Raw genomic sequence first — 14,297 nt, forward strand, 5'->3', positions numbered from 1 at the left:
TTGCCACCAACCTTTCTAACTAAATTAAACCATGATTTATTAAAAGCAGCTCATTAATTTAAAAGTCAGCCTTCTACACTTACTAATAGGGTTTCTTAATTAAGTATATCAGTTTTGCCTGCTTTCTTTTCGTCAAAACCAAAAACCATCACTAATACAAAGGAAATAATTGCTCCAATTAAACTTCCAACTAGCGCAAAGATCAAATTACTTATTTCGTCGCCCAAATAGCCGCCATAAATAACAATTGCCGAACCAAGCATGGCGTATATTTTAACTTGGAAAAATCCTAAAAGACTACCACCAATAAAAGATCCAATCATATGAGCTAGAAAGACTCGTTTATAAGGTAAAAGAATACCAAATAGAGCGGGCTCCGTAATACCCACAAAAGCTTGCATAAAAGCAGAAGTTATCCCTAAATTCTTGTTTTGTTTTCTTTTCGCTTTTACTGCAAATCCAAGAGTCACTCCTATTACTGAGATCCAAGCTGCTGTTGCACCAACAAGAACGATTGAATCAGCCCCCGTTGTCGTTAAAGCCATGATAGATGCCAAATTAATGGCATGGTGCATACCAGTCAAAATTAATGGTAAGTAGCAAACAGCGATCAAACCAATTCCTAAAGGTCCGAATACATTGTAAACAAACATAAAGAATGCCATTACATAATCACTTAAAATTGTTCCCAAAGGTCCAAGAATACACAAAGCAATTGGTAAAACAATCAGAATAGTCAAAGCGTCATAAGCTATATTTTTTGCCGCTTTTGCTGATAACTTGTTAAAAGCTTTACGGATTAATGAAGCAACCCAAACAATTAAGATAATTGGCAGAACACTTCCTATATAATCTGCAGGATATATTGGAATGCCAAATAGGGTCAAGTTCTCCCCATTTTCCAATAGATTCATTAAATCAGGATTTACTAGCAATACCCCTAACAACAACCCAATAAATGGATTAAGTTTGAAGTGTTTAGCAGTAGTATAAGCTAAAAATATAGGGAGATAATGGAAGGCGAGATCTCCTAACAATGTCAAAATTGTTAAAGTACTAGATTCTTCTTCTAATAAGCCTAATAACATTGGTCCAAAAAGGATAGGTACGATTTTTAAAAATCCTGCACAGATGATTAATGGCACAACTGGTGTAATACAAGCCGTCATATTAGTTAACATCTTTGAAGGTATTGATTTAATATCGAATCCCTTCTTCGTATCATAATTTTGATCCCCATTTTCTTCAACTACAGATTCACTGCTGATTCTAGGAACAATAGCTTCATAAAGCCCTTCAACCTGTGGTCCGATGATCAACTGAAATTGACCACTTACTAATTGACTTCCCATAACTTCGTCTAATGATTCTAATTTCTCAACGTCTACTAGACTTTGATCTTTTAGATTAAATCTTAATCTTGTTACACAATGGGTTAAATAGCTAATATTGCTCTTTCCACCAACTAATTCAATGATTTTGTCACTTAACTCTTCAAAATTATTCATCATTCTTTCCCCTTAACAATCATATTTTAAACAACGAAAGCACGCCTTTTCGTTATTTTTCCAAAATAAAACCCAGAGGCAAAACAAAGAAACCTACTTCTTCGTTTTGTCTCTGGGAAAAGCCCTTAACGGTAACAACCCTCACGAGAACATAATCTATTTATGTGTAGCATTAAATATAATCGTTCTTCATCATTAAGATGAATGTTTGAGTGATCTTTCAAATAGTTTTCTATCAACTTTAAACATGCATAAGTTTCTGGAAAATCATTTTTCAGGTTAACAAATATTTCATTGTTTTTACTTGAGATTGCAATCCCCTCTCGGTATCTCTTAAAAAAGAATTCCATGTGTGAGATGAACCTAGCGTAATTGAATCCATTTTTATCAATCGTCATAATAAAGTAATCTTCGATAATGTTAACAATTGTTGCTATTTCTTCATCATTGGAGTTTTGATAATATTCTTTTTTTTCAACTGATTGTACATTTATTAAGTTCAATGCTATTCCGTATTTTTCTTCTTCCGGCAACTCAAATCCAAGTTTGTCTCTTATAAGATTAAACGAATAACTCGCAATTTTCATCTCATCAGGATTCATATAATTCAAGTCATAGAAATTTGAAAACTTCATAATTTGATTGTCTTGCTGTCTTTTAATAGCGAACTGAATATGATCAGCTAGTGTAAAGGTAGCATTTGAGCCGAATTCAATGTTAAAATTTAACCCATAATCTATCGTTTGGGCAGCAACCTCAAAGACATCATCATCGATCTGATTTAACAATTCAAGATATGTCGGATTCACATCATAAAAAGTTCGATGAACAGTTTCCATATCGGTAATTTCATATGGAGGTGTTTTAAATCCGATCCCTTTCCCAAAAGCGATTAATTCATTACCATTACTATCTATGCAGAGTGAGACATTATTATTAATATTTTTTATTACCTTCATATTTATTTGTCACCTACCTTGGCTCTACTGTCCATCAAAACATCATCTACATTAACATCTTTCTCATTACTAAGCGATAATTTATATTGGGTTAAATGAGTAACAATCAGCTGTGTTATCATGTTTATCCGCTTACTTTTGACAGGCTTTAATTAATTGTCACTAATGGTGTTCCTTTTTTGCTTTATTCATTTTCCGTTGCTAATATCATAAAACCTTGACCATCTAGCATAAACATGTTTAAACCATTCTGAAATAATATTCCCAGTTCATTTTTTTTAATACTAATTGTATATTTTAATTTATCTATCATTGTAATAATTCCATTATAAGGTGACACAATCTGTGATTCTTCAAATTGTAAGGTTACACCTTCTCCCATCATTCTGTCAGAAAACACCTTATCATTCACTCTGTCTAATGATATAAGCTATCCTTTGATGGCTGGTACAATTTCATATTTTTTTACTAAATAAACTAAGTTCACTGAAACACAAAAAAACTCCTCCCCTCTTCACGAAAAAACAAAAGTTTTTAGGTAAAGCCTCGAAAGAGTAACAATCCTATTTATTACTACCATACTAACAAGTAGAGGCGACTCTGTCAATAATGAATTTTTTTATTCCCAAAGGGATCTATTCGCACTGATACAAGGCATCAGCTAAGTAAAAGCGAGACATTAGCAAAGCCATTTAACCTCTAAAAAAGCTATAATTATAACGCTGGAAAGAGTCAGATAGGATTGAATAATTAAGAGGGGAATAATACCATGAGAAAAAATAAGCCTATTCATAAAATTCACCATAGCGATAAATTACATAAAATAAACGTTTCTTAGTTAATTATATATACCATTTGCCTCCACTCTACTTTCGCAGTATTAGATTTAGAGTAATATCATTATTTAAAAGATGCAATTTAAACGCAAATCGCAGTTTAGAGTTATCACTATAAATATTTGATATCTTCAATGAGAGACGTTTCAATCAAAGCGCTTTTTTATGTGAAATAATTGGATATAAATATATTAAAATTTTATATAGTAACACTCACTGACCTTCCCCAAAAATAGATATCATGTTATTTAAATAGGAACTAGCCGAAAGATGAGGTTTTTCTGTTCAAAATTATTAGTGGAAATATAATTGACGAGAAAAAGTATAGGAAAAATAGATTTTTTGTATTTATCTTAGTTGTATTACTGTTATTAATCGGGATTCCAACATCTATCTTCCATTCCTCTCTAGTATATTTGTTGTTCCAGCAGAAATATTTATATATATTTATAGTACAATAAACATATAAGATCCTTAAGGTAAACGGTAAAAAAATGAGTGGATGTGAGTTATAAGTAATTTCATAAATGAAAAAAGAAAAGAATTGAGGTTATATTTTGGAAATATTCGGTCTAGAATTTACAGGTATCGAGTTGGTAATAGTAACATTTTTAATATCTATGCTGTATCCAACAATTAAACGAATTATCCAATTACTAATGAATCAAACAAATCCTGGTAGGAAATTGTTAAATTTTATAGATAGCCTTTTATCTGAAAGAAGGTTACCGAGGATTAGTAATATAGTATTTTTAGCTTTATATTTTTGTTTGTTTCTTGTTCAAAGTAAATATGGAATCAAATTTATGGAATATGAGCAACAAGATTTTGATTTAGTTGGTGTATATAGTTTTGTTATTGGACTGCTAAGTATATATGGAATTTATATAGGTTTTTTACAATTTATAGTTGGTGATAGCGACAGGGTTAGGTATTTAGGAAGAAGTAAAATAAAATATTTAGCAGATACATCTATTGGGTACCAGATTACACAAACAAAACCATTTTTAGTGATATTATTCTTAACCATTATTTCTCCTATTCTAATTATGAATACTAATGGAGAATTGCAGGACAGTCTAATCTATGCTTGGCAAACAAGTATTACAATGCTGCTTTGGATTTACACCCTTTTAATTGGGATGAGCCTACAAATTATTCGTATATTATTTTTAATAAAAGATAAAACAGACTTAGGATTAGAAAGTATCATAAGAGGTTCAATATCTGGTATGTATTATAGACTATTTAGACAAATGTACCGAAGTAAGTTTAACAGTAAAGATATACAACGTTTCTTTAGGGTTCTCGAATTTGATCTTTCAAAAGTTGAGACTCAATCAATCGGTTTCTTCTTAATCAAAGTATTTTCAAAGATAGATATGGAAGTAGGCTCAAAATATGGCGAATTTGAAAGTATCCGAATCGAGAACCACAGTTACGGAGAAGATAAAGATTATTTATATGATGATTATAAAAGATTTATAAGTAAAAAATGGGAATTATTATCTACCATTCAAAAGAAAATTGATTGGTACTATTTTAAAATACTTATTGACCAAGACATGAATACTTTTAATCATTTAGTAGCTGAGACACCAAAGGTATTTGAAGAAAAAAATGATGAATTTGAGTTTAGATATATCTTAAATAATCAAATAGGAAACGTTCATCATTATTTATTCGACCAGTTAATAGAAAAAGCAGTTTTTGATTCAAGTAAAATGGAGAGCTTGTATGAAGGTATTAACAATAACACTAGAGGAATTAAATCCAAATCAGTAATAAAGAACGAAAAATCTGATCTCTTAAAATATTATGCTGAGGTTGAAAAATACAAATGGAATAAAATATTTAAAAAATATATATTTTCAGAATCCCAATTTGACCTACCTAACTTTTCAAGACACAACAATGATGAATTGTATTCACAAGCAGTGTTTGATTATTTAATTAGCAACCATGGTGGTTTAAGAGAGGCAATTTTTGAGAATAAAAAATTAGAAAAGCTAATTTCTTCGATGAATAAGAAATACTTCGTTGCCTATTCTTTATATCAATTGTTATATCCAGATAATGGAGGGTGGAATGATAATACGGTATATTTCAAAAATAAACTAATAGATGTATTTTATTGGACTGAAGAAGAGAAAAAAGAGTTATATATTTCATCTGCCAAAATAGTTGCAGAAACTCATATAAATCATAGAGTCACTTTCAAAGTGTTAATGACTATTTATAAAGATAGAGAAAAGCAAATTGCTAATATGGACTACTTTAATCAATTTGATTATAGTCGTATATCACCTCTTAAAATATTATTCATTCAAGCAATACTATCATCTAATAACAAATATTCTCATAGGATTGTCTTAACAAAACAACAATCAGAAAGTGATTTAAGAATGATTGAAAATCTTTGTATAGAATTTTTACGTGTTGTTGATAAGACACCAAAAATTACCGAGTATGAGGAATTAGCAAATACAATGGAATATTTACTATCAGAAGTGCCTCTGAATATGAAAAGCTTAGTCTATGACTTGAATATAATCAGTCTGCTGTATTATGAGTTCATTATAACTTATAAAAAAGATGTTTGGGCAGGTAATCTATTTTTGGAATCCGTCACATATGGAGATGAAAGCAAAAAATCTATTATTTTCAATGGTCAATCTATATTTACCTTTTTCGCACTAAAAATAATTGACAGTAGCTATGAACAATATTTCAAAGACAAACAGTTTTTAGATGCATTTAAATCAGAAGGGATTTCTCTACTTGATAGAGTAGATATGACATTGGATGAATATATAGAAACAATTTATGAAGGACTAAAAAATTCAACTTATGGAAAAATGGGGAAAGCTAGTTTGAGACGAGTCTCTATTAAATTAGAAAAAATTCTATTTGAATAGACCTTTTTATTAGTGTCTATTTCATAAACTAAAAAAATAATGCAATGACTATAAAAAAAGAGACGAAACCTTTGTTATCAAAGGAATTCGCCTCTTTTTACATTTATTCCCACTCTATCGTCGCAACAGGTTTTGGCGACAGATCATAGAGCACTCGATTCACACCTTTAACCTCATGTAAAATCCGATCCGTTATCGTTTCAAGAACGCCATAATCAATCCTTTCAATGCTAGCATTCATTGCGTCAATAGTATTAACCGCACGAATGATGACAGGATATTCATAACTACGCTCATGGTCTCTAACACCTACAGATTTGAAGTTTGGCACGACCGTGAAATATTGCCAGACCTTTTTATCTAAACCAACTCGCTCAAATTCTTCCCTTAAAATAGCATCTGATTCTCGAACTGCTTCTAGACGATCCCGCGTAATTTCACCCAATACTCTAACCCCTAATCCAGGTCCTGGGAATGGTTGTCTATAGACCATATTATACGGTAAGCCTAATTCAACGCCACATGCTCGAACCTCATCCTTGAACAATTGATACAGTGGTTCAATCAGTTTAAACGTCATGTCCTCTGGAAGTCCACCGACATTATGGTGAGACTTAACTGTTTTCATCGTCTTTGTTCCACTCTCAACAATATCAGGATAGATGGTTCCCTGAGCTAAGTAGTCAATTCCTTCAAGTTTACTGGCTTCCTCATCAAAGACATAAACAAACTCATTGCCAATGATCTTACGCTTTTCTTCAGGGTCAGATACCCCTTCAAGCTTCCCTAAGAAACGCTCTGTTGCATCAATATAGATCAAGTTAGCCCCTAATTTTTCTTCAAAAACTTTTACAACATCTTCTGATTCATTTTTACGCATTAAACCGTGATTCACATGAACACAAACGAGTTGTTGACCAATCGCCTTGATTAGTAATGCCGCAACGACAGAGGAGTCTACACCGCCAGACAATGCCAGTAAGACTTTTTTATCTCCTACTTCTTGTTGAATATGAGCGACTTGATCACTGATAAAGTTCTGCATATTCCAATTGGCTTGTGCTTGACAAGTGTCAAAAACAAATGCCTTAAGGATTTGATCACTTGGCAGTTCATCATATTGAATATCTGTTTTAGATGTAGGATAATCAATGGAAATAATCGGACACTCGACATGGTAAAGTTCATCGAGTACGTCAACATCTTGGTCATCAACATGGCGATATTCTCCACCATTGAGAATAATGCCTTTAACATTCGGAAGCTTGTTCAATTCTTCAATCGTTATATCATGCGGATAAATCTCACTATATACGCCAAACTCTCTAATCTTTCTAGCCAAAGTCGTATTTTCAGTACTCCCTAGATCTAGTACAACAATCATATCTTGTTTCATTTATGTGTCCTCCCTTTTACTACCTCTGAATGGTTTTGGTAAGTCTACGGGTCACTAATTTTTCTAGTTCAATTACATCGTACCACTTGCCAAATCTATAACCACTTTTAAAAAATAACCCGCCTGTCACTAGCATTGCATAAAAAAGTAAAGACAATGCAGAAATTTCATTTGTTTTATATGGAACTTTAAACAAATCATATTTATTTAAATCTAATTCATGGTTTGTTCGAGTCAATACTTGATTATGGGATAACCATAAGCAGGACCCACAATTATTTCAGCTTCATTTGATATACTTGTATTCTTTTTTAGCTATAAAAGCCCCTGTCAAAAAAAGACAGAGGCAGAATCATAAAGATTTGTTCTGCCTCTATAGTTAGGAATTTAACGGACTCCCGGTAGAAACTCTCGAACCTTATTTTCGAGGATATACAGAGGTGGCTTGGATTGATAATGTTATTATTTTATCAATGTCGCCTTTATCGGTCAAGCTAATATGCGTTTTATCAACTCTTGGTATTGATTGTATAAAAGTTCTTTATTTTCTAGTTGATATCCTTTTCGATAAACCAATTGTGCATATTCATCTGTTAATTTTGTCATTAAATCGACCTCAAGTAGATGATCTGCTGCTTTGGCAAAGTCATGCAATGTTTGTGTGCTCGATCGTTTTAATTTATGAATCCTTAGTAGCACAAATAGTGTTTGATAAGCTTTTTCAAATTCTATCTCTTGATCAAATCGTGACCAGTGCCAGAATATGATCTTCTGTAAAAGAACTTTCCATCTTAGTAAAGCAACAATAACCAAGATCACAATTAAACCGAGTAGCCATGGCCAGAGGGTTAACTCTTGAAGAAATGATCTTGACTCATCCTCTTCTTGCTCCATTTCATCCGTTTCTGAAGAATCAGCTTCTTGATCATCGTCTTCCGTCATATCTTCTTCATCTAAGTCTTGATCTTCTGACTCATCTTCAAGGTCTTCAAATGAATCGTCCGATTCTTCGTAAAGCATATCATTTCCACTAAAACCAATTGTCGGCTCGAATGGAACCCAACCGAATTCTGGGAAATAAGCCTCTACCCAAGAGTGAGCATTGCCGTTGGTTATTTCATAACGGTACAGTTCTTCATCATCAGTTGATAAATCTTCAATTTGTTCTCCACTTGTAAAACCTTTTACCCATCGGGCTGGAATGCCAACAGCTCTTAACATCACAACCATTGAAGTGGAAAAGTTATCACAGTAACCAACCTGGGTTTCAAACAAAAATTGGTCGACATAGTCTTCGGTTTCATCTGGAACCGGAATGTCTGTGGTTTGATAAGTAAAATCACCTTGATCAAAATAGGATTCAATCGCAGCTGCTTGATCATAGCGAGTTGATTGATCAGCAACAATCTCTTCTGCTAACCCTATCACTCTATCCGGTAATTGATCAGGTAACTGTAAATAGGTTTCAGCTATTTCATGTGAAATTGCACCATCGGATTGTCTGATCTGATCGGTTGAAAAGTCGGGATATATATAGGACATTTCAATCGGTGCCGTTTGTAGTGATTGTCCCATATTTTCAGGTTCAATTTGGCCTGTTTCTTGATCGAAAACAAAATCCTCGTTATCACTGTGTGCTATCTCATACAAGCCATAAGGGTAAACAAGTTTATTAAAATTAATCTCCTCTAAATACTGGACAGTAGCTTCCCTTAACGGCTGCTCTGAATTAGGAGTGAACAATGGCAAACTTCCTTCAGAGTATGGTTGAAAATTCAAAGCTTCTTGGCGCTCCCAGCCATGACCTGTGTAGTAGTCCTTTGACTCGATTCGCCAATAATGATCAAGTGATGTTTCTGCATGGAAAAGCGGTGTATCATCCATTTCAAATGAGCCGCCTAACTGACTATCGTCCTCACCATAACCAACGGTGCGTGTCTCTCCTCTGTTTCCAAAGCTAATCCCTTCAGCAGTACTTGTAATAAAAGGGACTGGATCTGGCCAAACCGGCTCTGGTTTTGGGGCAAAATAGCTAAGGACACCAATCGTAATCATTGTCAATACTAGTGGAATAAGCACACGTTGAAACCAACGAACCAAGTCGAAGGCTAACTGTTTTTGTTCAATCCGCTTTAAGTAATTATTAATCATAAGCATTAATAAGCTGATCATCACTAAGCGAATAATCGCTTGATCTGCTTGATACGGTGTAAATGTATCCATTATTGTCACAAAAATAATCGTAATAATAATAAAGATAAATACACGTTTCATTGTGATTAACCAAAAATAAAGCAAATAGCTCACTAATGCAATGATCAGTAGAAATAATAAGGTTTGAAATAGGTCAGTAAATTGATACCAATTCCGCTCAAGAAGTGCGACTAAATTGCTGTGCCATTCTATTTGCACCGTCTGATACCAATACTCACTAAAGATTGGGCTTGGTAAGAAGACGTAGTGAATGATAAGGACTAACCCAATCGTTCTAAGCAAAAAGGATAGCCAGGTCGGTATTTTGATATATGTTAGTCCAAAGCAAAAAATCGCATAGACAATAAACAAATAAACGTGTTCAAATTCAGCAATGGCATTTAAGGGACGAATCCATTCAAAAACTAAAATCAGCCCAAGCAAATAGAGTGTAAAAGTTAAAAATCGTCCTCCAGATTGAATACGTTCTTTTGCTTTCATTAAACGACCACCACCCCTCTTCTATGTTTCAGTTCTTTTTCTGTAATTAAATTAACATTTATTCGATAACTTCTCAGTTGATTTTCCAATGCTTGATCTCGCTTAGTTTGTTCGGCTTGTGATCGCGTCACGTATATCGTTATCTTATTTCTCTGATAAGATAGCTTAATTAATTGCTCAACAAGTCCACTTGTTAATTGATCCGTAAATAACAAGAAAAAATTACCTTTATCAACTGTCCGTTGATAGTGATCGAGAGTTGATGCAATGATATGCTCATTTGCTCCAGGCTGAAAAGAAATAAAAGCATCAGTTAAATGAACTTGCTCTTTCTCAGTAGAAAAAAGAAATCGTTCATAACCGACGTGTAAGAAATCAACTTGTAGTTTCCTTCGGATGAATTCTTGTAAAACAGCCTGACATAAGGCTAAATTCCATTCATAAGCGACCCCGCTTTGCATTCCTAACAACATAATTGTGCCGTTTCTACTATATTCTTGTTCAAATTCTTTTGTCATCAAAGTGGCTGTTTTGGCTGTTGCTTTCCAATGAATGGCTGAAAGTCGATCACCAGGAACATATTGACGTGCGCCAGTAATATGGTTAGAGCGATCAGTTTGAAAAGTTGATGTGGCCTCTTCTCCAGATTGTTTCTCATTATTATCCCAACGGAGTTGAAGATCAAGATCAGCAGGAGCAACACGTAGCGTTGATTCAAGCGGAAGAACAACTGACTTAGTGATAAAACCAAATACATCAGTCATCGTTAAGCTAATCTGCTGAAAGGAGTGGACTCCTCTCGGTAAATCATGTAATTGGTATTGATAATCAATTTTCCTACGAAATAGTGGAAAGAGCATCTTTTTTACTGTTCCCTCACGTTGTGGAAGCTTCTTTTTCACTAACCACTCACTCCATCGGTCGACAACAAAATAGGGACGAATCGATGTTGGTAAAAACTCCTCAATGATTAAATATGAGAAAGGAATTGGCATTCGTCTTTTTAACTCTAAACGAATGTAAATTGTTTGTCCCGCTTTGATTGGTTTAATCGCAACAATCCGCTTCACGCGCCAATCCTTAACCGGATAAAGAATAAAGATCAAATAGTAAATCAGAAAGGGTAGTGCGGTATAAAATAAAAACCAACTGACAAAACCCCCTTGAAACATGGCATAGCTAAATAAAATGATCAATAAGCTAAACAACAGTATCATTTTAACAAATAAATAAGCTGCTTGCCGCATCAATTCGATTCCTTTCGTGCTGGGATATCAACTTGATTAAGAATCGATTGAATAATTTGATCAGCTGATTTTCGTTCATATCTAGCTTCTTGTGTCAAAATCAATCGGTGATTGAGGACGTAAGGCGCCAAATAAATCACATCGTCTGGAATGCAATAGTCACGTCCTTTGATGTAGGCATATGCTTTTGCTGCCCGCATCAATCCAATGGCTCCACGAGGACTCGCTCCTAATTGAATGAATGGATGCTCACGTGTCGAGCGAACAATTTTGACAATATACTGCTGAATCATTGAATCGATATAGACATCATTCACTTCTGCCTGCAAATTAATGACATCTTGCCGTTCTATTATGGCTGTTAACTGCTCAATCGGATGAATACCACCTGTAATTTCAAGCATTTCCGTCTCTTCAGCTTCTGTAGGATAACCGATATTCAATTTAAGTAAAAAACGGTCGATCTGAGCTTCAGGTAAGGCATATGTTCCTTCATATTCAATCGGGTTTTGCGTCGCCATCACAAAAAACGGCTGATCAATGCGAACCGTTTCACCATCTACGGTGACACTGCTTTCTTCCATTGCTTCTAGCAGTGCAGATTGTGTTTTTGGTGAAGTACGATTAATTTCATCAGCCAAAATAATGTCACCAACGATTGGACCTTTTCGATACTCAAATTCCTGTTTTTGTGGGTGATAAATCGATACACCCGTAACATCTGAGGGTAAAAGATCTGGTGTAAACTGAATTCGACTAAAGGAGCAGTCAAGGGATTTGGCAAGTGCTCGAACCAGCATTGTCTTACCCACACCTGGAATGTCCTCGAGCAGTACATGCCCCCGAGCCAAAAGCGCAGTTAAACTTAATATCACTGTTTCCTCTTTCCCAATAATTACTTTATTTATATTAGTTAAAACCTTTTTTAAGGATTGTTGTTTGATGTTCATCTTCAAATTGACCTCCATCTACAAATACTTACTATTACTTCTATATTATCGGTTTTTTTAACAAAAAGAAACTATTTAGCTGTTGGGTTATAAATTATTATTCCCATTTATCAGATCATTCTCACAAGTCAAAAATTCTTTTGTAGGAAGCTGCGGCATGCTGTGTTCATGTTCAACAATTTGCAGGCAATTTTATGGGTTTGCAAACAAGTTCAACGATTTGCGAGCAACTCTACCCATTTGCAAACAAATTCAACGATTTACAAGCAACTTCCATGATTTCTGAAGCCATTCAAAAAATACCCTATAACATTTTTATCCTTATCTATTTCATATTAAAAGACGTTTTCGATTGAAAACGTCTTTGTCATTAGCCAATTAGCATTTTTGCCTTTGGATATTGATATAAATCTTTTGTTGGTTCGCCACGAATTAAGAATAAGAATGAAAAGATGCCAATTCGACCGATAAACATCATAATCATAATAACAATTCGTCCAATCACTGAAAGTTCAGGCGTTATCCCTAAGCTTAAACCCGTTGTCCCAAAAGCCGAAAAGACTTCAAAGGCAATTTCCATATTAGAGAATGGTTCTGTAATGGATAAGATAAATATAGCCAATAAGCAGAGCAACAGCGCTGTAGTATACACAATAAATGCCTTAATGACATCTTGTTGCTCAATTTCACGTTTAAAAATCTTAATCGTTGAATGACCCTTTGCATAATGATAAATAGCTAGCAAAATAATAGCAAAAGTGGTTGTCCGAATCCCCCCACCCACACTGCTTGGTGACGCCCCAATAAACATGAGAAAGGATAACAGCATAAGTGTTGAAGATGAGAAATCTCCCATTTCCATAGTATATAGCCCTCCATTACGTGTCGTCACAGACTGGAATAAACTATAAAACAAACTGTTAATCACACTCTCTCCCTGCAATGCATTTGAATACTCTAGTATGTATATGGATATAGAACCGAATATAACCAATATAAAAAAAGTTATTGTTGTTAATTTTACAAATGTGCTAAAACGAAAGTCACGTCTTTTTTTCTTCCTAGCAAAGAACCATTGCTGAACTTCAATTAAAACAGGAAAGCCAATAGCCCCTAAAATCAGTAAAATCATATTAATCGTTTGAACATAGTAATCATCAGCAAATGGGAGTAATGAAACACCAGTAATATCAAAACCTGCATTTGTTGTTGCACTAACTGAAGCAAAAAAACCTTGAACCCATGCCTCCTGCCATGTTTCAAAATAGTTCAGATAGCATATGCTCAACAAAACTGTACCGAAAAACTCAATCAATAAGATTGTACTTAAAACCTTTACCATTAGTTTAACAAGACCAGCGAGTGTTGTCCTATTCTGATCAATAGAAATAAGTTGTCGTTCTCGCATACCAATTTTTTTACCTAATAATAAATAGATGGTTGTACCCAAAGTCATAATCCCTATTCCACCGAACTGCAAAATAAACGCTAAAACGAAATAACCAGCAACATTAAATGTTTGATCAATCGGAACAACCGATAATCCCGTCACACTAATCGCACTAATCGCCGTAAACAAACTATCATATAGTGACAAATATTGCCCAGGTCTTAAAAGAAATGGTAAATTAAGGATTGCCGTTGAAATTAAAATTGCTAAAGAATAAAATAAGACAATCAACTTCACTGGTGATAGTTGATGAATATTTTTTAAAGATTTATTGATAAATGCCATCAGTCTTTCTCCTTTTATATGTGTTAATTGAATATCTGTGAGGTTAAGCCTTAA

Annotated in this window: 10 protein-coding genes and 1 riboswitch; of the genes, 1 reads left to right on the plus strand and 9 read right to left on the minus strand. The window is 34.0% G+C overall.

Going from position 1 to position 14,297, the window contains the following annotated elements:
- Positions 1-95 precede the first annotated feature (95 nt).
- The 3 genes from ACS127_RS01590 to ACS127_RS01600 all read right to left on the minus strand — a co-directional run bounded on the left by ACS127_RS01590 (position 96) and on the right by ACS127_RS01600 (position 2,894).
- A complete protein-coding gene (locus ACS127_RS01590) occupies positions 96-1,508 on the minus strand; it encodes a PTS transporter subunit EIIC (RefSeq protein WP_440896734.1) in 1,413 nt (470 codons plus the stop codon).
- Positions 1,509-1,633: 125 nt separating this feature from the next.
- Positions 1,634-2,467, minus strand: coding sequence for a PRD domain-containing protein (locus ACS127_RS01595; protein ID WP_440896735.1), 834 nt, complete (start codon positions 2,465-2,467; stop codon positions 1,634-1,636).
- 184 nt (positions 2,468-2,651) lie between these two features.
- Positions 2,652-2,894, minus strand: a complete 243-nt coding sequence (locus ACS127_RS01600) for a PTS glucose transporter subunit IIA (protein WP_440898053.1) — start codon at positions 2,892-2,894, stop codon at positions 2,652-2,654.
- A 1,068-nt stretch (positions 2,895-3,962) separates the two neighbouring features.
- On the opposite strand from ACS127_RS01600, the gene ACS127_RS01605 reads away from it, so the two are divergent.
- Entirely contained in the window at positions 3,963-6,221 is a 2,259-nt protein-coding gene (locus ACS127_RS01605; RefSeq protein WP_440896736.1) for a hypothetical protein, read from the plus strand.
- A 103-nt stretch (positions 6,222-6,324) separates the two neighbouring features.
- On the opposite strand, the gene guaA is transcribed toward ACS127_RS01605, so the two are convergent.
- From guaA to ACS127_RS01635, 6 genes are all read right to left on the minus strand, one after another.
- Positions 6,325-7,617, minus strand: coding sequence for a glutamine-hydrolyzing GMP synthase (gene guaA, locus ACS127_RS01610; protein ID WP_440896737.1), 1,293 nt, complete (start codon positions 7,615-7,617; stop codon positions 6,325-6,327).
- 19 nt (positions 7,618-7,636) lie between these two features.
- Positions 7,637-7,855 carry a hypothetical protein gene (locus tag ACS127_RS01615; protein ID WP_440896738.1) on the minus strand — a complete coding sequence of 73 codons (219 nt, stop codon included), beginning with the start codon at positions 7,853-7,855 and terminating at the stop codon, positions 7,637-7,639.
- A 118-nt stretch (positions 7,856-7,973) separates the two neighbouring features.
- Positions 7,974-8,075: riboswitch (purine riboswitch) on the minus strand.
- A gap of 31 nt (positions 8,076-8,106) precedes the next feature.
- Positions 8,107-10,311 carry a transglutaminase-like domain-containing protein gene (locus ACS127_RS01620; protein WP_440896739.1) on the minus strand — a complete coding sequence of 735 codons (2,205 nt, stop codon included), beginning with the start codon at positions 10,309-10,311 and terminating at the stop codon, positions 8,107-8,109.
- A complete protein-coding gene (locus ACS127_RS01625) occupies positions 10,311-11,558 on the minus strand; it encodes a DUF58 domain-containing protein (protein ID WP_440896740.1) in 1,248 nt (415 codons plus the stop codon). Before ACS127_RS01625 ends, ACS127_RS01620 begins: the two co-directional genes overlap by 1 nt.
- Entirely contained in the window at positions 11,558-12,508 is a 951-nt protein-coding gene (locus ACS127_RS01630) for an AAA family ATPase (protein ID WP_440896741.1), read from the minus strand. The genes ACS127_RS01625 and ACS127_RS01630 overlap by 1 nt, the downstream gene beginning before the upstream one ends.
- A 370-nt stretch (positions 12,509-12,878) precedes the next feature.
- Complete coding sequence (locus ACS127_RS01635) at positions 12,879-14,243, minus strand: TrkH family potassium uptake protein (RefSeq protein ID WP_440896742.1); 1,365 nt, start codon at positions 14,241-14,243, stop codon at positions 12,879-12,881.
- Between the last annotated feature and the right edge of the window lie 54 nt (positions 14,244-14,297).

The sequence above is a fragment of the Amphibacillus sp. Q70 genome (genome assembly GCF_052055485.1).
GTDB lineage: Bacteria > Bacillota > Bacilli > Bacillales > Amphibacillaceae > Amphibacillus.